Here is a 25,245-nt window from a genome sequence, read left to right on the forward strand (position 1 = left end):
ACCCCTACTAGGATGACCCCGCGACGCAGGCGGAAGGCCATTGCATCGGCACTATCGTAATACGGGCACTGTATACATATACAGCAACGCCTTGCGCAGAAGCTCCCATCTGCTTAAAATCCCCTCATGCTCCCACTGGTGGTGGTCACCAGTAAGGCCTCATGATGGATTTTATGCAAAAATCAAAAAAACAGCTAAGTCAAGCACATTTTTCAGGGCATGAGACGTTTCCTCTCCGGCAAATGTGGCTTAAAAAAGCCTTTGATCAAGTGGTTTGGGTGAAATCAAAAGGCACTCCTGTTATTGGAAAGATTCCAAAGTCAACTTTTACCGATGCAAATTCTATTTCGATATTTGGCGTCGGAAAAAACATGGTTAGCTCTATACGCCACTGGGCGTTAGCTTGCGAGGTTCTGCGAGAGTCGAGCACTGATAGCGATTGCTTTGAAGTCTCTGAACTCGGCTCGATGATCTTGCGAGATGATGGCCTTGATCCGTATTTAGAACATCCATCGACAGCTTGGTATGCACATTGGTGCCTGGCAGGAAAAGGACATCGCTCAACAACTTGGAGATGGCTCTTTAACAACGTCACTACCCCTAACTTCAACAGACAAGAACTTGAGCTGCCTTTGCAAGAGTATGCAAAGTCCATAGATAACAATAAGAAAATCTCTACCTCTACTCTTTCACGCGATTTAGAGACCTGCCTGAGAAGCTATGCACCAAGAACATTAGGATCTACTCCCGAAGACTTTGCAGAGCCACTACTTGGCGAGCTCGGCCTTATTCAGGAAACACATAAGGGACAATATAGCTTTCGCAGAGGCCCCAAAGCAACTTTGAGCAATGCATTGTTTGCCTACTCCCTACTTGATTTTTGGGAGCGAACATCACCAGGAGTTAGTTCGATGGCGTTTGAAACAATCGCATACGGCGAAGGCTCACCAGGCAGAGTATTCAAGCTGGATGAAAACTCAATAGCGGAACGACTTATAGCGCTAGATGAATTAACAGAAGGGCATATGGCCTGGACAGAAACCGCCGGAATGAGGCAGGTATTCAAGCAATCATCCAGCATTATCGATTGGCGAAGCGAGCTTATAAACAAAGCCTATGAGCAATAAAACTCAAAAACTGTCTGACACAGTAAAAATTTCCCACCAATATCAGCGATCTATCCGACTAGATTCGGACATAGGCAGAAAAGACGCAATCACGGGCTTTATTTGCCACAAAACAGCAAAGAATATTCTAGAGAACATTTCAAAGCAAATAAATGAAACAAATCAGCGTTCATTTACTTGGACAGGTCCATTTGGCGGAGGAAAGTCTTCGCTGGCGCTCGCCTTAGCTAGCAGTGTTCTAGCTCAAAAGGATATTCGAAATAGATCGAGAGACATTCTTCTCGCGGACAAAATCGCCAACTTTAATGAAGTTTTTGGAACTCAGAAAGGATGGCTAGTAATCCCTCTTGTCGGTAGAAGAACAAGCATTGTCAGCGAGCTTGGTCAGGCCTTTCAAAAAGCACAGAACAAACAAACTCGTAAGAATTATTCCCCAAACACGCTAATTGGCGACCTTGTAGAATCGGCAAACTCACCAGATCACGATGGCGTACTGGTGATAATAGACGAGATGGGGAAGTTTCTAGAAGCCACTGCTGCGGGCAAAGGTGATGATGTCTATTTCTTCCAGGAGCTCGCAGAAGCTGCAGCACGAGCCAAGGGGAAATTAGTAATCATTGGCATCTTGCACCAATCTTTTTCTCGATATGGTTCAAAACTAGGCAAAGAAACACGTGATGACTGGTCAAAAGTTCAAGGTCGCTATGTGGATCTTCCATTTGTAGCGGGCAATGACGAAGCACTTGAACTAGTAAGCAAAGCCATTGAGAGCGGTTCTATCCCAGCCTGGGCAGATGAACCGTGCATCGTGATTTCAGAGTCTATCCGCTCCCGAAGACCATCTGCAGGAACTTCGCTTAGAAACCTTTTGGAGAATTGTTGGCCACTGCACCCTGCGATGGCAGCCTTACTACCTACAATCTCAAAAAGACAGTTTGGACAAAATGAACGAAGCATATTCAGCTTCCTCGCTTCTGCTGAGCCATTTGGATTTAGCTCATATCTAGAAAACACTCCATCAGAAAAATTCTCCTGGTATCGCCCTCAAACATACTGGGACTATTTAAAAACAAACTTAGAGCCTGCTATTCTCGCCTCTTCCGACGGGCATCGCTGGTCACAGGCTGTTGAATCGATAGAGCGCACTGAGGCTAAAAGCAGCGATAGCTTTCTTATTGATCTGATTAAGTGCATTGCGATCATTGATCTCTTTCGACAAGGGTCTGGCTTATCAGCCAATGAAAAAACTCTACACTCCGTTTTCACAGAGCGTAGCAAACTCGATGTACAGAAAGCTTTAAAAGCACTGTCAGACCTACGCGTTGCCATTTACAAAAAACACATAGACTCATGGTCAGTATTTGAAGGCAGCGACTTCGACATTGACCTTGCTGTATCGGAGGCGCTGACCTCGAACCCAGAGGTTGATTACAAACGCTTATCTCGAATGATGGGGATCCACCCCGTAGTTGCTAAAAGGCACTACCATGAAACTGGAACAATGAGATGGATGGATCTTTCCATTCATCCGATCCAAGAAATTGACCAGCTAGTTCATGACTATAAGCCGCAACAAGGCGAGTTTGGGAAGTTCATAATTGCTCTTCCAGCAGCAATGGAGTCACAGAAGAAAGCATCTCAAAAGGCGAAGGAGCTAGCTCAGCGTTCACCATGGCCAATTCTCGTAGGCATCCCATATAATCACTCTGAGATTGAGCAATTAAGCGCTGAACTTAATGCGCTTGAATCTGTAAAAGATCGCCATGAACTACAAGGCGACGCCGTAGCACGAAGAGAAGTGCATGCTAGGCTTGCCTCCATTAACACCACGTTGACAGAGCACTTACAGTCTGCAATTACAAACTGCATCTGGTATGACGGAAACTCCATCATAGAGAGAGTTGAGGTAACGCTCTCCCCGATTGCATCCGACTTAGCCGATGAAATATTTTCAAAGTCCCCACTCATATGGAGCGAGCTTGCCAATAGAGAAAGCTTGTCGAGCAACAGTGTAAAAGCCCGTCGCGATTTGCTCCACGCAATGATTGAAGGCGAACGCAAAGAAAATTTAGGCATTGAAGGCTATCCGGCCGAAAGAGGTCTCTACGAAACACTACTTAAGAGCACCTCCCTTCATGCAGCTACAGAGTCATCACCGCAATTTTCACCACCAGTACTAGATGACGATTCTAGGCTTTATGAAGTCTGGGAAGAAACCAAATCACTCTTTAATGACCCCAAAGACCAGGTCAGAGTATCCGACATTTATTCCATTTGGGGACTGCCACCCTATGGAATAAAAAAAGGAATCATGCCAGTAATTTTTACGGCTTTTCTCATCACTCACAAGTCCAACCTAGCAATATACAAAGATGGGATTTTCATTCCACGACTAAGCGATGCCGACATTGACGAAATACTCCAAGATGAAACACGATTTACACTGCGCTGGATTATCATTAATGAAGATCGGCGCTTAGTCCTTCAAGGTATTGCAGATATTTTAAAATCTGCAGGCAGCGACGTTGAGATACATGATCCACTTGAGGCCGCAAGAGGGTTAGTTTCGCTTGTGCTTTCTCTTCCTCAGTGGACCCAAAAGACTCACAAAATAAGCGAAGCTACCCGATCGATTAGAGATATTCTTTTAAGAGCAAAAGATCCTCATAAAGTCTTATTTGTCGATCTTGCGGCATTATTAGGAGTTAGCGATGGAGCTTCCTATGTAGAGGCTCTAAAAGCACCAATTTTAGAGCTCAGCCACGCCTATCCTAAAATGCTCGAACAAACATGTGATTTTATGCTGAACGAATTAGATGCGCCCCTAGAGGATCTTAAGAGCCTCCGTGAACGCGCCGATAATGTCGCCGGCGTCACAGGCGACCTCAAACAAGACTCATTCGCCACGCGATTAATCACCTTTGACGGCTCGAAAGATTCTATTGAAGGAATGCTCAGCTTGGCCGCAAGCAAACCTCCTCGAGATTGGATCGATCGGGATATTGACTCAGCCCTGTTAGAGATTTCTTCCGCTGCTCTGCGCTTTAGACAAGCAGAGGTTTTTTCTACTGTAAAAAATAGAAAGCCTAAGACAGAAGCATTTGCCGTCGCCATTGGTACTGGCGCTAACCTCAAGCTTCTTTCAAAATCTTTTTCAGTTACCGATCGTTACAAAGCAAAGGTAGAAGAAAAGGCAAATGCCGTAGCTGGATTATTAGAAAACGATGATTTCAGCAACGATCTCATTCTTGCAATTCTCGCAAAAGCCGGTATGAAGCTTATCGGAGAACAGGAGTAAGGACGCATGGAACGACATTTGTTAGGTCTGTCGGGAGGCAAAGATAGTGCCGCACTGGCGGTATTCATGCGACAAGAGTACCCGGAGCTCAACATCGAGTATTTTTTCACCGACACTGGCAAAGAGCTCCCGGAGGTATACGAGTTTCTGGGAAGACTCGAGGGTTACCTCGGGAAAACGATCGCTCGTTTAAATCCCCGCCGAGACTTTGACTTTTGGCTGCGTGAATACAATCATTTCTTACCATCTCCTCAGACAAGATGGTGCACTAGGATGCTTAAACTAAAACCGTTTGAGCAATGGATCAAACCTATGCTTGCTGCGGGAGATGTAGTGTATTCTTACGTCGCAATCCGAGCTGACGAGGAGTACCGTGAAGGGTACTCCTCCAAACAAAAAAATCTTCACATCAAGCTTCCGTTTAGAGAAGCTGGCATTGATAAGTCCGGAGTTATAGATATTCTCGAATCCTCAGGAGTAGGATATCCAAAATATTATGAGTGGCGTTCTAGAAGCGGTTGCACTTTTTGTTTTTTCCAACAAAAAGTGGAGTGGGTAAGACTTAAGGAACGCCATCCCGAAGCATTTGAAGAAGCAAAGTCTCTCGAAAAAGATGCTTTGGAGCATGGATCACCATTTACTTGGTCCGCAGGGGAGTCGCTGTCCGAACTGGAGAAACCCGAACGGTGCAAGCAGATTATCGAAGATTATGAGGCTAGGAAGCACCGTGCACGTCAGCGCATTCCTATTAATCCCCTTCGGACTCGAATTGATGCTGAGGATCTTGACGACATTTATGGCGAGGATGAAGGCGGCGGCTCCTGTTTGATTTGCCACAAATAATAAAATGGCCATCTTGCCATACACAAGATGGCCAAGACCATCAATCTAGGTCTTCATCTTCAAAGTCTTCATCTGCAGCAACCGTCGGGGCAAACAAATCGGAGTCCAAGCTAAATTTCTTTCCGTCGAAAAATTGCAAAAACTCTTCATAGTTTACTCTAGCTCTTTCCTGAAGCTCTTTCCTAGTTACTTCACTCAGCTCAACATCTGTAATCCTGTGTTCCTTACAATAGTCTGCCACAAGTCTTTTAACTAAAGCCTGGGCCACAGATGCACGACATGCTTTTTTGTCCATCTCAATCAGGCGGGACAGCTCTGGCTTTTTAGTCTTCCAGATCTCAAGAATAAGATAACGATACTTGGGCCATTCCGCCGGTTGCAATTCACCAGGTAGGACAACTTTTCTAAAGGTGGGCCCACCTGCTGCAATAGCAATTTCACCATCCATTCGCAGATCACCTTCAAAAACCCCAACCAGTGACTTAAGCCCTTCACCGGTCTTTGGTGAGAAAAGAGAATTCAACGAGTCGATATATTCGAGTAAAAGCTCATCTGTTGAGTCAGAGACACCTGAATAAGCGCGCTCAACCATTTCTAAGTACGTACACACCACAGCCGTTTGAAAAGCAACCGTTGTAAAAACATTATCAAAAAGTTTGTCTATGAACTCTCGAAGGGGCTTTGCAACTTTACCATCCAGAATAACCTTTTTCTGGGAAGAAGTAGCTAATGCTGCCAAAAAATATGCAGCTCGATCAGCCTTCATATTTTCAACTTTTTCCTTTCTACTGCTAAGCACCCCATTAACTCGAATCAGTGTCTCTTTAATCTCAGGTGTATTCCAGTCCTGTTCATTGTCACCCACACGCCGTGCCAATCCCTCGCGGAAATCGTCGAAGATACGAACAGTTGCTTGCCCATCAAAAAGCATTTTTTCAAGCTCTGTATCTCGCCCAGCTCTCAACTCCTGGTTCAGTTTTATCGTTGCACGTCCAAAAGCAGAAAACGGATTTACCAGTGCAAAAAGCTTATCTATAATCGGCGTGTACAACCTAGACCATGTCTCTCTGAAAACAACCTTTATTTCGTCAGAATAATTAAATTTATTATTAACATCTCGCTGCTCTTGAGTTAACTCATCTTTTAACCCAAGGCGATCATAGGCGGTATCCAATTTCTTCTTGGGAGCGCCAACTTTACCACGAGCCTCGATGCCGTGAACATGGTGCCCCATGAGAAGGTGATCGGCGAGATGATATAAGTGGCTAACGCCAGTAAACGCGACATCGCTGGCAATTTTTACACGATCCCGCTCTTGATCTAGCTCGACGTTCCAAATTCTTAAAGCAGTATCGTCTTTTACATCAAGATCTTTGATATAAGACAAAGTCGCTCGCAGACACTCAGCAACAATATCTTGATCATTAAGAAGCTTATTGCGCGAATCAGATACGCTTTTTGCTGTTTTATTAAGTGTCAGGAAAACTCGTCTAGCCGCTCGAACTACATCTATATCCTTTTCGGATGATGCATCAAGCTCTGGGAATGTACAAATAAGCACCGGCAGCTGTAAACTACTAAGGTCATACGAACGAATTTCTTTATCGGGCCATACTTTATAATACCCTTCGTACGGACTCCGATTAGCGTCGGCCCAGCCCCCTGTCAGGTTCCGGTATAGCGCAAGCAAAGCCATCGCACGGTGTTGTCCATCCACAATAGCTAGAGTGCAATTATCTTTAGCCAGCCTTAGCTGCGCACCTTCTGATAATGGAGTATCACCCCTATAGTGCTGGAAAAACTCAAATTGCTCTTCTCCCTTCTCCCCTGCAGTTATTCGGTGCTCTTGGATACCTGAATGCTCAGAAGACTCGGTTGTGCGGTTTGTTACCTTTCGATAGTTAGAAGCAGGAACACGACTATTTGGCTTTAATGGCAGCGCGACAGCCACGATAGGTGGAAATAGCTTTATCAGTCCTGAGGTTGAAGTATCCAAAAGATAGGGAATTAACTCAAGAGAAACTCGCGAGTCTTCGATATCCCGCTGCATAATTTCGTCGAACCCTAGCTGTTGCAAATCGAAAACTTCTCGAACCGGAGCCAACATACTCAGTAGCTTCGCCTGCCCTACTTTTTCAGAGAGAGTCACATGAGTTAAAAGATACCTAACTTCAATCCCCGCAGTAGAACCATCCTCCTTACTCACCTTAAATGTACCAATGGTACCATTCAAGTGAACATCCAACGCACTAGTCCCGCCACCAATTAGAGCCGCCATCTCAGTTCCTTCCAAAGATTGGATAATTTATCCTATTGAGAATGTTTTCTAAATCATTATGCTCACTAGCAATGACATCAATTACTTCAATATGCACAAATAAATTTGTTGGGTCAAAATTTCTCGCCGCAACCTGGTTAGCAAACCCTGCCTCAGCGTTGATATCCTTACTACCACCACCATATTTATCTCTCAGATTTACTATTTTCTTACGGTGTTGTAGCAATCTTGATCGCAAATTTTTCGCCATCCCAATATATAATGGCGCAGTGAACCACGGCGCTGCCTTACGAAGCACATCAGCGATGACCCTGAGTCTTTCTGGCTCATGTATTAAACGATCAATCAGAGTATCTGACTTTGATGGCTCATGAAGCACCTCACCAATAAATTTTGGCTTTAGCTGCCCTCTCAGTGAAACTTGATATGGCGTTTCTTGATATGGCCCAAAAACAAATTTATCTAAGATCATTTCGACGGTAACACGAGCATCATAAATACTTTTCTCGCGCGCCAGAATAATTTGTTTAATGGCCAGATCAATATCTGCCTTTGATATAACAAGTCTGGAGTACCACGCATAAACCCCAGGCTCTTCGGGAGCCTGGTCGAGTTCTGACCAAGACAAAGCCGTTCCTGCAGTTGCCTTCATGAAAAGCTCCTAAAGTTCATCGACTGTGGTAGATGCGATCAGCGATACAGCTCGAGAAAAATGGAAGGTTCAGCCAACATAACACAAGAGTCAACTTAACCAAAATGACAGCAACCCTAATGAAAATGCATATAACAAAAAAGCCCAGTCGTTGCCGACTGGGCTTTTTCGTTTCAATAATGGTCGGGACGGAGTGATTCGAACACTCGACCCCTTGCACCCCATGCAAGTGCGCTACCGGGCTGCGCTACGCCCCGACAAGGCGGTTCTCAATATTGCCGAGAACGAGAAGAAATGTACCCTAACCTTTTGATTAATGAAAGCTTTTTTTCAAAAATTTCCATTCATCGGAAAACGGGTCACTTCTTCAACACCACCAACACATCCTCCAACTCGGCAATCATCTGCCGAATCAGCTGCTTGTACTGGCTGGAATCATCTTTGACCTCATCACTGGAAAGCCGCAACCGCGCCCCGCCAATGGTAAAGCCTTGGTCATACAGCAAAGCGCGGATCTGGCGGATCATCAGCACGTCTTGGCGCTGATAATACCGCCGGTTCCCACGGCGCTTCACCGGGTTGAGCTGCGGAAATTCCTGCTCCCAGTAGCGCAGCACGTGCGGTTTTACCGCACAGAGCTCGCTGACTTCACCGATGGTGAAGTAGCGTTTGCCCGGGATGGGGGGCAGCTCGTCGTTATGGCTTGGTTCCAGCATAGGCCTCTACCCGGGCTTTCAGCTTCTGCCCTGGACGAAAGGTGACGACGCGGCGAGCGGTGATCGGGATCTCTTCCCCTGTTTTGGGGTTGCGGCCCGGCCGCTGGCGTTTGTCGCGAAGGTCGAAGTTGCCGAAACCGGACAACTTGACCTGCTCGTTATCTTCAAGCGCATGCCGAATTTCTTCGAAAAACAGCTCGACCAGCTCCTTGGCCTCTCGCTTGTTGAGCCCCAGCTCCTCGTACAGCCTCTCGGCCATCTCAGCTTTCGTCAGAGCACCCATGCCGTTATTTCCTTAACGTGGTGTTCAACCTTTGTTCGAGCGAGGTGAGGATATTTTGCAGGGTTTCGTTCACCTCATCGTCGTTAAGAGTGCGCGATGGATGTTGCCAGGTCAAGCCGACGGCCAGGCTTTTTCTATCAGGATCAATGCCTTTACCCTGGTAGACGTCAAACAGCCTGAGGTCTGTGAGCCATTCGCCGGCATTGTCACGAATTACTTCAAGCACCGAACTGGAAGCCACATCACGGCCTGCGATCAAGGCCAGGTCACGGCGGGTTTCCGGGAACTTGGACAGTTCGCTGAACTTCGGCAGGCGGCCTTCCACTACATCGCCGAGCACCAGCTCGAAGACGTAGACCGGGCGGTCGAGGCCGAGGGTCTTGGCCAGTTCCGGGTGGATGGCGCCGAGGTAGCCGACTTCCTTGCCGTCGCGCTCGATGCGGGCGGTTTGGCCTGGGTGCAGGGCTGGGTGCTTGCCGGCGACGAAGCTGAAGTCGCTCAGGGCGCCCGAGTAGCCCAGCAGGGCTTCCACGTCAGCTTTCACGTCGAAGAAGTCGATGCCGTCACGGCCGTTGGCCCAGCCTTCGGGCAGGCGGCTGCCGGTGACGACGCCGGCGATCATCGGCTGCTGCTTGAGGTCACCCAGCTGGCCGACGAAGCGCAGGCCGCTTTCGAACAGGCGCACGCGGTCTTGCTGGCGGTTGAGGTTGTGCTGCATCGCCTTGACCAGGCCCGGCCACAGCGAGGCGCGCATGGCGGCCATGTCGTTGGAGATCGGGTTGGCCAGCACCAGCGGCTCGACGCCTGGGGTGAACAGCTCGAACAGTTTCGGGTCGATGAAGCTGTAGGTGATGGCTTCCTGGTAGCCGCGGGCGACCAGCAGGCGACGCAGGTTCGGCAGCTCGCCGCGGGTCTCTGGCTTGCCCTGGGGCGCCAGGCGCGCCTGTGGGTAGCGGACCGGCAGGTTGTTGTAGCCGTACAGGCGGGCCAGTTCTTCGATCAGGTCGACTTCCAGGCTGATGTCGAAGCGGTGGCTTGGCACGGTGACAGTCCACTGCCCTGCCCCACTGGTGCTGGTTTTCAGCTCCAGGGCGTTGAGCAACTGCTCGACCTGGGTGGCGTCCATCTGCAGGCCGAGCATCTGGGTGATGCGTTCGTCGCGCAGCGTGATCGGCGCGATGTTCGGCAGGTGCTGTTGGCTGACGGCTTCGACGATCGGGCCGGCTTCACCGCCGACGATCTCCAGCAGCAGCGCGGTGGCGCGCTCCATGGCTTCGCGGGCCAGTTGCGAATCGACACCGCGCTCGTAGCGGTGCGAGGCGTCGGTGTGCAGGCCGTAGGAACGGGCCTTACCGGCGACGGAGATCGGCTCGAAGAAGGCGCTTTCCAGGAACAGGTCGCGGGTCTTCTCGGTGTTGACGCCGCTGTGCTCGCCACCCATCACGCCGGCAATGGCCAGGGCGCGGGTGTGGTCGGCGATCACCAGGGTGTCGGCGCGCAGGGCAACTTCCTGGCCGTCCAGCAGGACCAGCTTCTCGCCCTCTTCGGCCATGCGCACGCGGATGCCGCCGTTGATTTCGGCGAGGTCGAAGGCGTGCATCGGCTGGCCGAGTTCGAGCATCACGTAGTTGGTGATGTCGACGGCGGCGTCGATGCTGCGCACGTCGCTGCGGCGCAGGCGCTCGACCATCCACAGCGGGGTCGGCTTGCTCAGGTCGACGTTACGGATAACGCGGCCCAGGTAACGTGGGCAGGCAGCCGGGGCACTGACTTCCACCGAGCGCACTTCGTCGTGGGCTGCGGGGACAGCCGGCACTACCGGGCGAGTGACCGGGACGTCGTACAGGGCGCTGACGTCGCGGGCCAGGCCGGCCAGGGACAGGCAGTCGCCGCGGTTCGGGGTCAGGCCGATCTCGATGCTGGCGTCGTCGAGGTTCAGGTACTGGCGAATGTCCTGGCCAATCGGGGCGTCAGCAGCCAGTTCCAGCAGGCCGTCGTTCTCTTCGCTGATCTGCAGTTCGGCAGCCGAGCACAGCATGCCGAAGGACTCGACGCCGCGCAGCTTGGCTTTCTTGATCTTGAAGTCGCCCGGCAGCTCGGCACCGATCATGGCGAACGGGATCTTGATGCCTGGGCGGGCGTTGGGGGCGCCGCAGACCACCTGGAAGGTTTCTGCGCCGTTGCTTACCTGGCACACGCGCAGCTTGTCGGCGTCCGGGTGTTGTTCGGTGGCGAGGATCTCGCCCACCACGATGCCGCTGAACTGGCCGGCAGCGGGGGTCACGCTGTCGACTTCGAGGCCGGCCATGGACAGGCGGGCGACCAGTTCGTCACGGGAGACTTGCGGGTTTACCCAACCGCGCAGCCACTGTTCACTGAATTTCATGCTGTTCTCCTAGAATTTGCGTCGATTGGGCCTAGCGGAATTGCGCCAGGAACCGCAGGTCGTTGTCGAAGAACAGACGCAAATCGTTGACGCCATAGCGCAGCATGGCCAGGCGCTCGGCGCCCATGCCGAAGGCGAAGCCCTGGAATTCTTCCGGGTCGATGCCGGACATGCGCAGCACGCTCGGGTGGACCATGCCGCAGCCCATCACTTCCAGCCAGCCGGTCTGCTTGCACACGCGGCAGCCTTTGCCGGAGCACATCACGCACTGGATATCCACTTCGGCGCTCGGCTCGGTGAAGGGGAAGAACGACGGGCGGAAGCGCACGGCCAGTTCTTTCTCGAAGAACACCCGCAGGAACTCTTCGATGGTGCCCTTGAGGTCGGCAAAGTTGATATCGCGGTCGATCAGCAGGCCTTCGACCTGGTGGAACATCGGCGAATGGGTGATATCCGAGTCGCAGCGGTAGACGCGGCCCGGGCAGACAATGCGAATCGGCGGCTGGCTCGATTCCATGGTACGCACCTGCACCGGCGAGGTGTGGGTACGCAGCAGCATGTTGGCATTGAAATAGAAGGTGTCGTGCATCGCCCGGGCCGGGTGGTGGCCGGGGATGTTGAGCGCTTCGAAGTTGTGGTAGTCGTCTTCGACCTCAGGGCCTTCGGCGATGCCGTAGCCGATGTGGGTGAAGAACTGCTCGATGCGCTCGAGAGTACGGGTGATCGGGTGCAGCCCGCCGGTGGTCTGGCCACGGCCTGGCAGGGTGACGTCGATGCATTCGGCGGCCAGGCGAGCGTTGAGCTCGGCCTCTTCAAAGGCGGCCTTGCGTGCGTTGAGCACATCGGTGACGCGTTCCTTGGCGTCGTTGATCAGCGCGCCAACCTTGGGGCGCTCTTCGGCTGGCAGGTTGCCCAGGGTCTTCATCACCTGGGTCAGCTCGCCTTTCTTGCCGAGGAATTGGACCCGGATCTGTTCCAGGGTTGTGATGTCTTCAGCGCGTTCCACGGCCTCAAGGGCTTGGGCAACCAGCGCGTCCAGGTTTTCCATGTACAGACTCCAGATACGAAAATAGGGGAAGAGCTTTTGAAGGCTCTTCCCCTATCGATGACGTTTTACACCCGACGGCGCAGGGCGCCGGCGGATGATTGTCGTGGGTACTTAGGCCAGAACGGCTTTAGCTTTCTCGACAATTGCAGCAAACGCCGCTTTTTCGTTCACTGCCAGGTCAGCCAGAACCTTGCGGTCGATTTCGATCGACGCTTTTTTCAGGCCAGCAATCAGACGGCTGTAAGACAGGCCGTTGGTGCGTGCACCGGCGTTGATACGAGCGATCCACAGAGCGCGGAACTGACGCTTCTTCTGGCGACGGTCGCGGTAGGCGTATTGGCCTGCCTTGATGACAGCCTGCTTGGCAACACGGAATACGCGCGAACGTGCACCGTAGTAGCCTTTAGCCAGTTTCAGAATTTTCTTGTGACGCTTACGAGCGATGACGCCACGCTTTACACGAGCCATGAGTAACTTCCTCTATCTTTGACCGAAATTAACGTACGCGCAGCATGCGCTCGACTTTTGCCACGTCAGACGGGTGCAGCAAGCTGGCACCGCGCAGTTGACGCTTACGCTTGGTCGACATTTTGGTCAGGATGTGGCTTTTGAAAGCGTGCTTGTGCTTGAAGCCGGAAGCAGTTTTCAGGAAACGCTTCGCAGCACCGCTCTTGGTTTTCATTTTTGGCATGTTGGAACTCCGCATTCGATAAAATTACACATAATCATCAGGCCTGCCGTGCCCGGGAGATTACTTCTTTTTCTTGGGGGCGATGACCATCATAAGCTGGCGTCCTTCCATCTTCGGATGCTGCTCAACGGTGCCGTATTCGGCGAGGTCAGCTTCAACCCGCTTCAACAGCTCCATGCCCAGCTCCTGGTGGGCCATCTCACGGCCACGGAATCTCAGAGAGATCTTGGCCTTGTCCCCATCGGTAAGGAAACGTACCAGGTTGCGTAGTTTTACCTGGTAATCCCCATCCTCCGTCCCTGGACGAAACTTGATTTCTTTAATCTGAATCTGCTTCTGGTTTTTCTTGGCTTCGTTGGCCTGCTTCTTCTTCTCGAAGAGGTGCTTGCCGTAGTCCATGACCTTGCAGACAGGCGGTACCGCGTCTGCAGAGATCTCTACCAGATCCAGCTTCGCTTCATCAGCAATACGAAGCGCTTCATCAATCGAGACGATGCCAACCTGCTCGCCATCAGCGCCAATTAACCGAACCTCGCGGGCCGAGATATTCTCGTTGATCGGGGCTTTCGGTACAGCACGCTTATCGTTTCTCATTTCACGCTTAATAGTCATTACTCCGATTCTTGGCGACCACGCCGGGAAACCGCCTGTTGCAGCAGCTCAGCGAACTGGGCGACGGGCATGGAGCCCAGGTCAGCGCCTTCGCGAGTACGCACTGCGACGGTTTGCGTTTCGACTTCACGATCCCCTATAACCAAAAGGTACGGGACCTTGAGCAAAGTATGCTCGCGGATTTTAAAGCCGATCTTCTCATTTCTCAAGTCCGACTTGGCACGGAAACCGCTACCGTTCAGAGATTTCTCGACCTCGAGGGCGAAATCGGCCTGCTTGTCGGTGATATTCATGATCACGGCTTGCGTCGGCGCCAGCCATGCCGGGAACACGCCAGCGTAGTGCTCGATGAGCATACCGATGAAGCGCTCGAACGAACCGAGGATGGCGCGGTGCAGCATCACTGGGCGCACGCGGCTGTTGTCTTCGGCAATGTAGCTGGCGTCGAGGCGCTCCGGCAGGTTCGGGTCGTACTGCAGAGTGCCGCACTGCCAGTTACGGCCCAGGCAATCGCGCAGGGTGAACTCGATCTTCGGGCCGTAGAACGCGCCCTCGCCCGGCTGGTATTCCCACTCAAGGCCGGAGTCGTTAAGCGCTTCGGCCAGGGCGCCTTCGGCGCGGTCCCACAGCTCTTCGGAACCCACGCGCTTGGCCGGGCGAGTCGAGAGCTTCATGGCGACGTCGGTGAAACCGAAGTCCTTGTACACATCGAGGGTCAGCTTGATGAAGTCGGCGGCTTCTTTCTTCACCTGTTCTTCGGTACAGAAGATGTGCGCGTCGTCCTGCACGAAGCCACGCACGCGCATGATGCCGTGCAGCGCACCGGACGGTTCGTTGCGGTGGCAGGCACCGAACTCGGCCAGGCGCAGCGGCAGGTCGCGGTAGGACTTCAGGCCCTGGTTGAACACCTGCACGTGGCACGGGCAGTTCATCGGTTTTACCGCGTAGTCGCGGCTTTCCGACGAAGTGGTGAACATGTTCTCGGCGTAGTTGGTCCAGTGGCCGGAACGCTCCCAGAGGATGCGGTCGACGACCTGCGGGGTCTTGATTTCCGAGTAGCCGTTTTCGCGCTGGACTTTACGCATGTACTGCTCGAGTACCTGGTAGATGGTCCAGCCGTTGGCGTGCCAGAACACCATGCCCGGCGCTTCTTCCTGCAGGTGGAACAGGTCGAGCTGCTTGCCGATCTTGCGGTGGTCGCGTTTTTCGGCTTCTTCGATGCGCTGGATGTAGGCCGCCAGCTGCTTCTTGTCGGCCCAGGCGGTGCCGTACACGCGCTGCAGCTGCTCGTTCTTGGCATCGCCGCGCCAGTAGGCGCCGCTCAGCTTGGTCAGCTTGAAAGCTTTGAGGAAGCGGGTGTTCGGCACGTGCGGGCCGCGGCACATGTCGACGTATTCTTCGTGGTAGTACAGGCCCATGGCCTGTTCATCCGGCATGTCTTCGACCAGGCGCAGCTTGTAGTCTTCGCCACGGCTGGTGAACACGTCGATGACTTCGGCACGCGGGGTCATCTTCTTGACCACGTCGTAGTCGGTGTCGATCAGCTGCTGCATGCGCTTTTCAATCGCAGCGAGATCGTCCGGGGTGAAGGGACGCTCGTAGGCGATGTCGTAATAGAAGCCTTCGTCGATCACCGGGCCGATCACCATCTTGGCGGTCGGGTACAGCTGCTTCACTGCGTGGCCGATCAGGTGGGCGCACGAGTGACGGATGATCTCCAGTCCCTCTGCATCTTTGGGGGTGATGATCTGCAGGGTGGCGTCGTGAGCGATCTTGTCGCAGGCATCGACGAGCTTGCCGTCGACCTTGCCGGCCAGGGTGGCCTTGGCCAGGCCGGCGCCGATCGAGGCGGCGACTTCGGCTACGGATACCGGCTGGTCGAACGTGCGTTGACTGCCATCGGGAAGAGTAATAACGGGCATGGCGCCTCCTCTCCTAGTGGTGACCCCTACCAAAGGTCACGTGGGTTGGGATGAGCCAGTACAAGATCCGCCCTGCCTTTCCCGCGGGAAAGCCTGCCTCACAGTGGCAGAGACCTTTCGGCCGGTCAGGGGCGAACCAGAGTGACTGGAGGTATAAAAAGAAATGCGGCTGCCACAGGCATACCGCAAGGGAGGCATGCTAGCACGGGGCTAGAGGGGTCGGCAGAAAATTTTGGGAAGAGTGCCGGCCAGGTGAACTTGTACGGAAAATTTCCTATCAGACCTTCTGAAGCAACCTACTCTTGATGAGACCTTAACCCAAGGAGTATCCGGTTATGCGACTTCCCTCCCTTCTGGCCGCCTGCGCCGTTAGCGCCCTGCTGCTGCCCTTGGCTGCCACTGCGGGCGATTTCCCGGCGGGCAAGGAGAAAAACTACATGGCCCAGTGCCAGGAAACGGCCAAGGCGCAAGGCGTCGACGCCGCGACGGCGACCAAGCACTGCACCTGCGGCGCCCAGGCCATCAAAAAGAACTTTACCGACGAGGAGATCAAGGACCTCGACAGCTCGGACGGTGTCGACGCCAAGCTGATGCACCGTGCCCAGGCCGCCGTGCAGGCTGCCTGCAAGCCGAAATAGCCGCGTTTTATGCGACCTTGCCCCCCTTCATTTGCGCTTTATCGACATAGTGCGAAGGTAATAGGCGCTTGATCCGCAGAATTAGACTATGATGTACCCGGTGCCCCTGCAGCCTTGGCCGCATCGCACCTCGAAAAAAAATCATGTTTCTGGAGATTCATCCCATGTCCAATCGCCAAACCGGCACCGTCAAATGGTTCAATGATGAAAAAGGCTTCGGCTTCATCACCCCACAAGGCGGCGGCGACGACCTGTTCGTACACTTCAAGGCCATCGAAACCGACGGTTTCAAGAGCCTGAAAGAAGGTCAGACTGTTTCCTTCGTCGCCGAGCGCGGCCAGAAGGGCATGCAGGCTGCACAGGTTCGTCCGGAGTAATTCGGATAGCTGTAAAAAACCCGCCACTTGTGGCGGGTTTTTTATTGGGCGCGAGAAAAGGCGCCATGGCCCTTGCAGGCTCTCATCGCGGGGCAAGCCCGCTCCCACGCTAACACGGGAGGGTGCTTGCCCTGCGATCGGATCAGCCGCAGTTGACGCGGGTAACCACACCTTTGTCATCGACATTCAGGTTCAGGCGCTCGGAGCGATACTCCAGGGTGATCATGTCGTGGGGCTTGAGGATGCGCGCCATCTGCGAGCCACTGGCCTTGCGCGCTTGCTCGAGCAACTCCGCGGTAGCCGGCTTGCCGACGGTGAAATCGGCGCCACTGGCTTCGCAGCGGCCATCGTTGCCGGCCGGGGCGGCAGGGGCGGCGGTGCCACCCGAGGTGCCGCCGGTGCTGCAGCCTGCGAGAACGGTAGCCAGCAACAGGGTTGCCAGGGAAGCGCGGGTACGGAACATGAATCCTCCTAATCGATCGTGGGAACTGTCCAATACGACAGCCCCTAAAACTGATTGTTGCAAAACTGCAAGATTCTGCCTGAACCCGGCCGTAGACGCGAAGGGCAATCGTGACGGGATTTTGCACCGAACCACTGGTTCACCCTGACGCCGCCCTTATGCCTAAGTCGCAGGGCCAAGGTGACCAAGGCATGATTTACTGCAAACAGTGGAGTGCGCAACGCCTCCCCCTCGAACGCCAGGACCCGGTATTCGACTCCTCAGCCCAGGCCCCAGCGAGAGCGCTTCATGAGCAACCACAGCATCGATGCCGACATCAAGGTCAAATGGGACGAAGGCCAGAGTGCCTATAGCCCGGGTTCGCCCGAAGAACTGGTACTGATCGCCATCGATCTGCTGGTGCGCGACCGCGGCGGTGAAGCGGCGCGCAGCTTCATCGAGCAGGTACTGGAACGCCACGCGCCTCAGGCTGCTATTGCAATCGAGCCAGGCGTGCGCTGAGCAGATCGAAGAAGCCCTGTGCGTCGCCCTCCTCCACCCAGGTGACATTGGCGGGCTGTTTGAGCACGCCGTACCAGTCGGCGACGGTCTGGCCAAAAGTCGGGCCCTCGCGACTGTCGACCACCATGTGGATGTCCCGCCCCTTGAACAGCTCGGGCTTGAGCAGGTAGGCGATCACGCTGGCGTCGTGCACCGGGCCGCCAGGCATGCCGTAGGTGTCCATGTCGAACTTGATGTAGGCGTTGAGGATATCCACCACCAGCTTGCTGGCCTTGTTGTTCACCGCCGCCAGTTGCTTGAGGCGTGCATCGCTGGTGAGCAGCTTGTGGGTGACGTCCAGCGGCAAGTAAGTGAGCTTGACGCCACTGGCCAGCACCACCTCGGCAGCGTGTGGGTCGGCATACAGGTTGAACTCGGCCGCCGGGGTGATATTGCCGCCATTGAAGTGAGCGCCGCCCATGACCACCACTTCCTTGATGCCCTTGGCGATGTCCGGCTGCTGGATCAGCGCCAGGGCCAGGTTGGTCTGCGGGCCGAGCATGGCGACGGTGATGCTGTGGGGCTCGGCGGCGCCCAGGGTATCGACCAGGTATTGCACGGCATTGCCTTTGGCCAAGGGCTGTTTCGGCTCATGCACCTGGATGCCGGTCAGCCCTTCTTCACCGTGCACATTGGCAGCGTAGATCGGCGTGCGCAGCAACGGCCGCCCTGCCCCGGCATAGACCGGAATATCTTCACGGCCACCCCACTCACGGGCCAGGCGGGCGTTGCGCGAGGTCTTGTCCAGGCGCACGTTGCCAGCGACCGTGGTGATGGCGCGGATTTTCAGCTCGTCAGGCGAAGCCATGGCCAGCAGCAGCGCGACCACGTCGTCGGCGCCGGGGTCGGTGTCGATGATCAGGTCGCTTGGGGCGGCCATCAACGTGGTAGCGGTTAACGCAGACATCAGAGCAGCTCCTTGGAGCAGGCGTTTGAGAGACATTCAGCACTCCTTGTTGCTTGGTGATCCATTCAATCGCGGGGCAAGCCCGCTCCCACGCTCTTGAGGCACCCTGCTCCTCAGGGGCAGCTCACTTTGGCTGTGAACAGCGCCAAACCGTGGGAGCGGGCTTGCCCCGCGAGGGTGACGACTCAAAAAATGACGCCCGCCACCAGCGCGATATTGCTGTAAGGCTTGCACTCACCCGTGCGCACCACGGCCCGTGCCTGCTGGCACAACACCTTGAATTCAGCGTGGGTCAGTAACTGGCACGGGCCGATCACCCCCTCGCCACGCAAACGTTCAACCTCCACCAACGCCGGCGGCGCAGCCTGGATGATTTCCTCGGCCAGTACATGCCGCTCCACCTGCATCTCGCTCAACACCACCCGCAGCACGCTGGCGAAGTCGGGAATCCCCGGTGTCAGCGCCAGGTCGATCAGTTCGACCCCAGGCGGCAACGGCAAACCGGCATCACCGATCACCACAATGTCGCCATGGCCCAACCCGGCAATAACCCGTGACAGGGCAACGTTCAGCAACGGGGTCTTCTTCATGGCGCCAGCTCCTGCAAATAGGGAATCGAAGGCTGGGCCCCCACGCGGGTGACCGACAACGCCGCAGCACGCTGCCCGAAAACGATTGCGTCTTCGCGCGAAAGGCCGCGGGCCAGGCCGGCGGCAAAGCCACCGACGAAGGTGTCACCGGCCGCCGTGGTGTCCACCGCGTTGACCGGTGCGACGGGGAAATGCCTGTCGCCCTGCCCGTCGACAAACAATGCACCCTGGGCACCCAGGGTGACGATCACCTTCCCTGCCCCCAGCTTTATCAACTGCTCGCCGGCACGGCGAGCACTGTCGAGGTCGGTCACCACCACCCCGGTCAGCGCCTCGGCCTCGCTCTCGTTAGGGATCAGGTAGTCCACCTGGGCGTACCAGCCCGTCGGCAGCGGGCCGGTGGCCGGCGCCGGGTTGAGGATCACGGTCTTGCCCAGCTCGCGCCCGCGCGCCAGGGTCCAGGCCACAGTCTCGGCAGGCACTTCAAGCTGGCAGATGATCACCTCGGCCTGCTGCAGCAACGCGTCGAAGCGTTGCACCGACTCAGGGCTGAGCAAGCCATTGCCACCCGCAATGATGACGATGGCGTTCTGGCTGGCGGCATCCACCACGATCAGCGCCACGCCACTGGAAACCCCCGGGCAGACGCCGACGCCCTGGCAGTCGACACCTTCCACTTCCAGCGCCTTGCGCAGTTGCTGGCCGTAGGCATCGTCACCCACATTGCCGACCATCGCCACGCTGGCGCCCAGCCGGGCCACGGCCACGGCCTGGTTGGCACCCTTGCCGCCGGGCACGGTGAAGAAGCTGTCACCGGCCAGGGTCTCACCGCCCCGTGGCAGGCGCTGGGCGCGGGCCACCAGGTCCATGTTGAGGCTGCCGACCACTACCACCTTGGCATCCATGGGCATTCCTTAACGGTAATCGTTGAACAGGTCCGGGCGCGGCCCGGTGGATTCGCGCAGGACGATGCGCGGCGCGACGATGCGCTGCTCCACCGCCCCACAGCTCGGTGCGCCAATGCGCGACAGCAGCAGCGCCGCCGCGCTCTCGCCCAGCTCACGGATCGACTGGCCGACTGTGGTCAGCGCCGGGTACACATAGCGGCTCAGCTCGATGTCGTCGAAACCGATCACCGACAGCTCGCCCGGCACGTTGATATTGCGTTCGGCGGCGGCGCGCAGCACGCCAAAGCCGATCATGTCGTTGCCGGCGAAGATCGCCGTCGGCCGCTGGCCATCGAGCAGGCGCGCCGCGGCGGCATGGCCTCCGGGGCTGGTGAAGTCGCTGTGCAACACATGCCCGGCGGCAATGCGCAACCCGGCCTCGGCCATGGCCCGACGGAAACCGGCCAGGCGCAGTTGACTGACGCCGGTGTCCACGGGGCCTGCGATGGTGGCGATGTCGCGATGGCCCAGCTCCAGCAAGTGGCGGGTGGCCAGGTAAGCGCCGTGCTCGTGATCGATCCGCACAAGGTCTGCCTCGACGCCGTCCAGCGCGCGGTCGACGATGACCATGGGCGTGCGCACGCAGGCCAGGCTGTCGAGCAGGTCACGCTCCTCGCCCACCGAGGCGACAACCAGGCCGTCGATGCGTTTTTCCAGCAGCACGCGCAGGTAGCTGCGCTGCTTCTGCGGATCGTCGTCGGAGTTGCACAGGATCACGCAGTAGCCGTTGCGCTCGCAGGCATCCTCGATGCCCCGGGCCAGCTCAGCGAAGTACGGGTTGACGCTGTTGGGCACCAGCAGGCCAATGGTGGCGGTGCTGCGGGCCTTCAGCGAGCGGGCCACGGCGCTGGGCACGTAGTCGAGCTCGGCGATCGCCGCCTCGACCTTCAGGCGCACGTGTTCGCTGACCGGACGGGTCTTGTTCAGTACATGGGACACGGTGGTGTAGGAAATACCCGCCAGTGCCGCGACATCTTTGATGGTGGCCATGTTTTATCAGTTCCGCCGGTTTGCACGCCGGCTACGGTAAGTGTCGAGCACCACGGCGATGACGATGACCGCCCCGGTGATGATGCGTTTGGTGGGTTCCGAAGCACCGATCTGGGCAAGGCCTGCGGCCAGCACCGAGATGATCAGCACCCCGAAGAACGTACTGATGACCGAGCCGCGCCCACCCATCAGGCTGGTGCCGCCGATCACCACGGCGGCGATCACCTGCAGCTCCAGGCCGGCCCCGGCGTTGGGGTCGGCGGCCTCCAGGCGGGAAATCTGGAACAGCGCGGCCAGGCCTGCGAGCACGCCCATCAGGGCGAACACCAGGATCTTGTACGGGCGCGGGTCGATACCGGCCAGGCGCACGGCTTCTTCGTTGGTGCCGATGCCGATCAGGTAGCGGCCGAACACCGTGCGGGTCAGCACCAGTTGGGCCAGCACGATCACCAGCAGGCCAATGATGAAGGCCGGCGAAATGCCGAAGGCGATGGGGTTGGAGAACCAGGCGAAGGCATCGCCGATGTACGCGGTGCGCGAGTCGGTGAACTGGTAGGCGAGGCCGCGGGCCATCTCCAGTACGCCCAGCGAGACGATGAACGACGGGATGCGCCAGGCCACGGTAATGCTGCCGGTGATGCTGCCGGCCAGCGCCGCAACGGCCATGCCGAGCAAGGCCGCAGGCAGCACGCCCCATCCCCAGCCGAGAATCGCCACGCTGACCGTGGAGGCGGCCAGCGCCAGCACCGAGCCCACCGACAGGTCGATGCCGCCGATGATCAACACGAAGGTCATGCCCACCGCCAACACCATCAGGTCGGGGATCTGGTTGGCCAGGGTGCTGAAGGTGGCGTAGGAGAGAAAGTGGCTGCTGAGCAACGAGAACAGCACGATCATCGCCAGCAAGGCGCCGGCCAGGCCCAGGTAGGTGCCCAGGCCATAATAGTTGCCGCTGCGGCGGGCGGGCACGGCGCCCTGGGTGTCGAGAGGGGTGGTTTTCATGCGTCCATCCTGGGAGCTGCGTCGTGCAGCAGGGCATCACGTTTCTGGTAGCCGGCAAAGGCGGCGGCAAGCAACTGGTCCTGGCTCCAGCGGTCACGGTCGAAGGTGTCGATCAGCCGCCCGGCGGACAGCACGGCGATGCGGTCGCAGATCAGCATCAGCTCGCGCAGGTCGCTGGACACCACCACCAGGGCCTTGCCCTGGCGAGCGAGCTCGGCGAGCAGGCCATAGATGTCGAACTTGGCACCCACGTCGATCCCGCGGGTGGGCTCATCAAACAGCAGCACCTGGCAGTCACGCTCGAGCCAACGGCCGATCACCACCTTCTGCTGATTGCCGCCGGACAGCTCTCCCACCGCCTGCGCCGGGCCGGCGCTGCGAATGCGCATGGCGCTGATCTGCCGTTCGGCCAGACTGCGTTCGGCGTCGCGATCGAGCACACCGGCACGGGATACGGCGCCCAGGTTGCCCAGGGCGATGTTGGCGCTGATCGACTGAGTCAGCAGCAAGCCTTCGCCCTTGCGGTCCTCGGTGATCAGGGCGATGCCGGCGGCCACGGCGGCCTTGGGCGAGTCGATGCTCACCGGCTGCGGCGGCAGGCCAAGGGCAATCTGCCCGCTGTCGGCGCGGTCGGCGCCGTAGATCAGGCGCAGCAGTTCGGTGCGCCCGGCACCGATCAGCCCGGAGATGCCGAAGATCTCCCCTGCCCTCACTTCGAACGACACCTCGCGCACCTTGTCGCCACGGCTGAGCTTGTCGACCTTGAGCAACGGCGCGCCGATCTGGCGGCGACCAAGGTCGATGTGTTCACCCAGCTCGCGGCCGACCATCAGGTTGACCAGCTCGTTGCTGCTGTAGCGCTGGATCGGCTCGGCGCATACCAGCTTGCCGTCGCGCAGCACGGCGATGCGCTGGGCTACGCGCTGCAGCTCTTCGAGGCGGTGCGAGATATAGACGATGGCCACGCCACGCTGGCGCAGGCGCTCGATCTGGGTGAACAGCAGCTCCACCTCACGGCTGGTGAGCATGGCGGTGGGCTCGTCGAAGATCAGCACATGGCAATCGCCAATCAGGTTGCGGGCGATCTCGACCATCTGCTGATGGCCGATCCCCAGCTCGCCAACCGGGGTGTCCGGGTCGATGGCCTCCAGGCCAACCTGGGCCATGGCCGCCGTGGCCAGCTGGCGCAGGCGCTTCTGGCTGATCCAGCCGAAGCGGCTGGGCAGGTTGTCGAGGAACAGGTTCTCGGCCACGGTCAGGGTCGGCAGCAGGTTGAGCTCCTGCATCACCATGCGCACCCCAAGGCGCTCGGCCTCGGCGCGGCTGCCGGGGTTGTAGGGCTGGCCGCGGTAGTGCATCTGCCCGGCGGTGGGGATTTCCAGGCCGCTGATCAGCTTGGACAGGGTCGACTTGCCCGCCCCGTTTTCGCCGGTCAGCGCCAACACCTCGCCGCCGCGCAGCTCGAGGGTGACGTCGCCGAGCACCGGCTGGGCATAAGTCTTGCCCAGGCCGCTGACGGCCAGCATGGTTTCATTGGCCGTTACTGACATGGCCACCTCTCTTTATAGAACCAATCACAGCTTGTTGATTTTGCCTGCGTGGGAGCGGGCTTGCCCCGCGAACACCGGCGCAGCCGGTGCCATCCACCGCGGTGCGCCCATCGCGGGGCAAGCCCGCTCCCACAACCACTCAAGCATCAGGCCTCGCACTCACGAACAGTCACTTCGTGATCAGTTCCACCGGCGTCTGGATCACATTGTCGGCATCCACGGCAGGCTTCTCGCCCTTGAGCATCGTCAACGCCGCCTGGATGCCAAACACCGCCTGCTGGCTGGCGGCCTGGTCGAGGGTGGCGAGCACGCGGCCATCCTTGAGCATCGGCTTGATGGCCTTGATGTTGTCGTAGCCGACCACCTGCACCTGGCCGGCCTTGCCCGCAGCGCGCACGGCCGAGACCGCGCCCAGCGCCATGCTGTCGTTGCCGGCCAGCAGCGCCTTGAGGTCGGGGTATTCGTTGAGCATCGAGGCGGCCACGGCGTTGCCTTTGTCGATCTCCCAATTGCCGGATTGCACCGAGACGATCTTCATCTGCGCGGCTTCCATGGCGTCCTTGAAGCCGGCGGTGCGCTGCTGGGCGTTGGTGGTGGTCGGCACGCCTTCGATGATGCCGACCTGATCGCCGGCCTTGAGCTTCTCTTTAGCCAGGTAATCGCCGACGAGGCGCGCGCCCTTGCGGTTGTCGGGGCCGACGAAGGGCACGCTGATGCCCTTGCTCTTGAGCAGTTCGGGGTCGAGGCGGTTGTCGATATTGATCACCACCACGCCTTTGTCCATGGCCTTCTTCACCGCCGCGACCAGCGCCTTGGAGTCGGCCGGCGCGATCACCAGGGCCTTGGCGCCTGAGTTGACCATCTGCTCGACGATGCGGATCTGCTCGCCGGTATCAGTTTCATTCTTGATGCCGTTGGCAATCAGCTCGAAATCTTGGGGGTGGGCCTTCTGATAGTCCTTGGCGCCGTCCTCCATGGTGCGGAAGAACTCATTGGCCAACGACTTCATCACCAGGGCGACCTTGGGCGCCTCCTCGGCATGGGCGGCAGACAGTGGCAGGGCGAACATCAGCGAAGAGAGCACAGCGACGGCCAGCGGACGACCGGAGAACGGCAGCTTCATGGAAATGACTCCGAATTTTGTGTTTTTTATCGGATGCAAACGTTTGCGGTGACTCACTATGGAAACAGGTCCCGCGTTTGTCAAATCCAGTACGTAGGCAAAGCGCCAGCACGCACGCCAGATTATCCGCAATTTATCCGAAAAACCGAACACTTTTCCTACGGTTGTTCGGGATGCCGAACGACGGCAACCCGCGCAGTCTCACGCATTCAGGTTACACATGATGAATATCAACGGCTTACAGATGAAAAACGACGAACGG

24 protein-coding genes and 1 tRNA gene are annotated in these 25,245 nt (G+C 56.7%); 6 read left to right on the forward strand and 19 right to left on the reverse strand.

All coding sequences use genetic code 11. From position 1 onward, the window contains the following. Window positions 1–164: 164 nt before the first annotated feature. The 3 genes from ACO6VM_RS07420 to ACO6VM_RS07430 are packed head-to-tail and all read left to right on the forward strand — an operon-like array spanning window position 165 to window position 5,268. The gene (locus tag ACO6VM_RS07420; RefSeq protein WP_422402995.1) at window positions 165–1,127 is read left to right on the forward strand and encodes a DUF4007 family protein; all 963 of its coding nucleotides are present in this window, start codon (window positions 165–167) and stop codon (window positions 1,125–1,127) included. Further along, on the forward strand, window positions 1,117–4,425 hold the full coding sequence (locus ACO6VM_RS07425) for an ATP-binding protein (protein WP_422402996.1): 3,309 nt from the start codon (window positions 1,117–1,119) through the stop codon (window positions 4,423–4,425). Before ACO6VM_RS07420 ends, ACO6VM_RS07425 begins: the two co-directional genes overlap by 11 nt. A gap of 6 nt (window positions 4,426–4,431) precedes the next feature. Further along, window positions 4,432–5,268: a phosphoadenosine phosphosulfate reductase family protein gene (locus ACO6VM_RS07430; RefSeq protein ID WP_422402997.1), complete on the forward strand. Its 837-nt coding sequence runs from the start codon at window positions 4,432–4,434 to the stop codon at window positions 5,266–5,268. 40 nt (window positions 5,269–5,308) lie between these two features. Here the strand turns inward: ACO6VM_RS07430 and ACO6VM_RS07435 are convergent, their stop codons facing one another. The 11 genes from ACO6VM_RS07435 to thrS all read right to left on the reverse strand — a co-directional run bounded on the left by ACO6VM_RS07435 (window position 5,309) and on the right by thrS (window position 15,856). Continuing rightward, complete coding sequence (locus ACO6VM_RS07435) at window positions 5,309–7,546, reverse strand: hypothetical protein (protein WP_422402998.1); 2,238 nt, start codon at window positions 7,544–7,546, stop codon at window positions 5,309–5,311. Between the two features lies 1 nt (window position 7,547). Next, window positions 7,548–8,198, reverse strand: a complete 651-nt coding sequence (locus tag ACO6VM_RS07440; protein WP_422402999.1) for a hypothetical protein — start codon at window positions 8,196–8,198, stop codon at window positions 7,548–7,550. Window positions 8,199–8,378: 180 nt separating this feature from the next. Further along, window positions 8,379–8,455 (reverse strand) — tRNA-Pro (locus tag ACO6VM_RS07445). 102 nt (window positions 8,456–8,557) lie between these two features. Then, a complete protein-coding gene (locus tag ACO6VM_RS07450; protein WP_125859345.1) occupies window positions 8,558–8,914 on the reverse strand; it encodes a MerR family transcriptional regulator in 357 nt (118 codons plus the stop codon). Further along, window positions 8,895–9,197 carry an integration host factor subunit alpha gene (gene ihfA / locus ACO6VM_RS07455; protein WP_009394049.1) on the reverse strand — a complete coding sequence of 101 codons (303 nt, stop codon included), beginning with the start codon at window positions 9,195–9,197 and terminating at the stop codon, window positions 8,895–8,897. Before ihfA ends, ACO6VM_RS07450 begins: the two co-directional genes overlap by 20 nt. Window positions 9,198–9,201: 4 nt before the next feature. Further along, window positions 9,202–11,583, reverse strand: coding sequence for a phenylalanine--tRNA ligase subunit beta (pheT, locus tag ACO6VM_RS07460; protein ID WP_401059293.1), 2,382 nt, complete (start codon window positions 11,581–11,583; stop codon window positions 9,202–9,204). 31 nt (window positions 11,584–11,614) lie between these two features. Further along, on the reverse strand, window positions 11,615–12,631 hold the full coding sequence (gene pheS / locus ACO6VM_RS07465; protein ID WP_110993887.1) for a phenylalanine--tRNA ligase subunit alpha: 1,017 nt from the start codon (window positions 12,629–12,631) through the stop codon (window positions 11,615–11,617). Between the two features lie 111 nt (window positions 12,632–12,742). Next, a complete protein-coding gene (gene rplT, locus ACO6VM_RS07470) occupies window positions 12,743–13,099 on the reverse strand; it encodes a 50S ribosomal protein L20 (RefSeq protein ID WP_003250671.1) in 357 nt (118 codons plus the stop codon). Window positions 13,100–13,127: 28 nt separating this feature from the next. Next, entirely contained in the window at window positions 13,128–13,322 is a 195-nt protein-coding gene (gene rpmI, locus ACO6VM_RS07475; RefSeq protein WP_003250667.1) for a 50S ribosomal protein L35, read from the reverse strand. A 60-nt stretch (window positions 13,323–13,382) separates the two neighbouring features. Then, the gene (gene infC, locus ACO6VM_RS07480) at window positions 13,383–13,934 is read right to left on the reverse strand and encodes a translation initiation factor IF-3 (RefSeq protein ID WP_012052879.1); all 552 of its coding nucleotides are present in this window, start codon (window positions 13,932–13,934) and stop codon (window positions 13,383–13,385) included. Continuing rightward, window positions 13,934–15,856 (reverse strand): threonine--tRNA ligase, encoded by a 1,923-nt coding sequence (thrS, locus tag ACO6VM_RS07485; protein ID WP_401059295.1) that lies wholly within the window; start codon window positions 15,854–15,856, stop codon window positions 13,934–13,936. The genes infC and thrS overlap by 1 nt, the downstream gene beginning before the upstream one ends. A gap of 335 nt (window positions 15,857–16,191) precedes the next feature. On the opposite strand from thrS, the gene ACO6VM_RS07490 reads away from it, so the two are divergent. Both ACO6VM_RS07490 and ACO6VM_RS07495 read left to right on the forward strand, forming a co-directional pair. Then, a complete protein-coding gene (locus tag ACO6VM_RS07490; RefSeq protein ID WP_390968990.1) occupies window positions 16,192–16,494 on the forward strand; it encodes a hypothetical protein in 303 nt (100 codons plus the stop codon). A 164-nt stretch (window positions 16,495–16,658) separates the two neighbouring features. Next, on the forward strand, window positions 16,659–16,871 hold the full coding sequence (locus ACO6VM_RS07495; protein ID WP_110993890.1) for a cold-shock protein: 213 nt from the start codon (window positions 16,659–16,661) through the stop codon (window positions 16,869–16,871). Window positions 16,872–17,013: 142 nt separating this feature from the next. Here the strand turns inward: ACO6VM_RS07495 and ACO6VM_RS07500 are convergent, their stop codons facing one another. Further along, window positions 17,014–17,334 (reverse strand): I78 family peptidase inhibitor, encoded by a 321-nt coding sequence (locus ACO6VM_RS07500; protein ID WP_125859349.1) that lies wholly within the window; start codon window positions 17,332–17,334, stop codon window positions 17,014–17,016. A gap of 288 nt (window positions 17,335–17,622) precedes the next feature. Between ACO6VM_RS07500 and ACO6VM_RS07505 the strand changes: the two genes are divergently transcribed. Then, entirely contained in the window at window positions 17,623–17,835 is a 213-nt protein-coding gene (locus ACO6VM_RS07505) for a hypothetical protein (RefSeq protein ID WP_401059298.1), read from the forward strand. Here the strand turns inward: ACO6VM_RS07505 and ACO6VM_RS07510 are convergent. From ACO6VM_RS07510 to ACO6VM_RS07540, 7 genes are all read right to left on the reverse strand, one after another. Further along, a complete protein-coding gene (locus tag ACO6VM_RS07510; protein WP_422403000.1) occupies window positions 17,807–18,817 on the reverse strand; it encodes a nucleoside hydrolase in 1,011 nt (336 codons plus the stop codon). The two genes, ACO6VM_RS07505 and ACO6VM_RS07510, sit on opposite strands and share 29 nt — an antisense overlap. Before the next feature lie 149 nt (window positions 18,818–18,966). Continuing rightward, window positions 18,967–19,371, reverse strand: coding sequence for a D-ribose pyranase (gene rbsD / locus ACO6VM_RS07515; protein ID WP_422403001.1), 405 nt, complete (start codon window positions 19,369–19,371; stop codon window positions 18,967–18,969). After that, on the reverse strand, window positions 19,368–20,276 hold the full coding sequence (rbsK, locus tag ACO6VM_RS07520; protein WP_422403002.1) for a ribokinase: 909 nt from the start codon (window positions 20,274–20,276) through the stop codon (window positions 19,368–19,370). The genes rbsD and rbsK overlap by 4 nt, the downstream gene beginning before the upstream one ends. A 9-nt stretch (window positions 20,277–20,285) precedes the next feature. Further along, window positions 20,286–21,308 carry a LacI family DNA-binding transcriptional regulator gene (locus ACO6VM_RS07525; RefSeq protein ID WP_125464743.1) on the reverse strand — a complete coding sequence of 341 codons (1,023 nt, stop codon included), beginning with the start codon at window positions 21,306–21,308 and terminating at the stop codon, window positions 20,286–20,288. 6 nt (window positions 21,309–21,314) lie between these two features. Beyond that, window positions 21,315–22,310: an ABC transporter permease gene (locus tag ACO6VM_RS07530; RefSeq protein ID WP_422403003.1), complete on the reverse strand. Its 996-nt coding sequence runs from the start codon at window positions 22,308–22,310 to the stop codon at window positions 21,315–21,317. Beyond that, window positions 22,307–23,860 carry a sugar ABC transporter ATP-binding protein gene (locus ACO6VM_RS07535; protein ID WP_401059305.1) on the reverse strand — a complete coding sequence of 518 codons (1,554 nt, stop codon included), beginning with the start codon at window positions 23,858–23,860 and terminating at the stop codon, window positions 22,307–22,309. Before ACO6VM_RS07535 ends, ACO6VM_RS07530 begins: the two co-directional genes overlap by 4 nt. Before the next feature lie 169 nt (window positions 23,861–24,029). Continuing rightward, window positions 24,030–24,983, reverse strand: a complete 954-nt coding sequence (locus tag ACO6VM_RS07540; RefSeq protein WP_401059307.1) for a sugar ABC transporter substrate-binding protein — start codon at window positions 24,981–24,983, stop codon at window positions 24,030–24,032. Window positions 24,984–25,245 lie beyond the last annotated feature (262 nt).

It is taken from the genome of Pseudomonas sp. GZD-209 (genome assembly GCF_049310485.1).
GTDB lineage: Bacteria > Pseudomonadota > Gammaproteobacteria > Pseudomonadales > Pseudomonadaceae > Aquipseudomonas > Aquipseudomonas sichuanensis.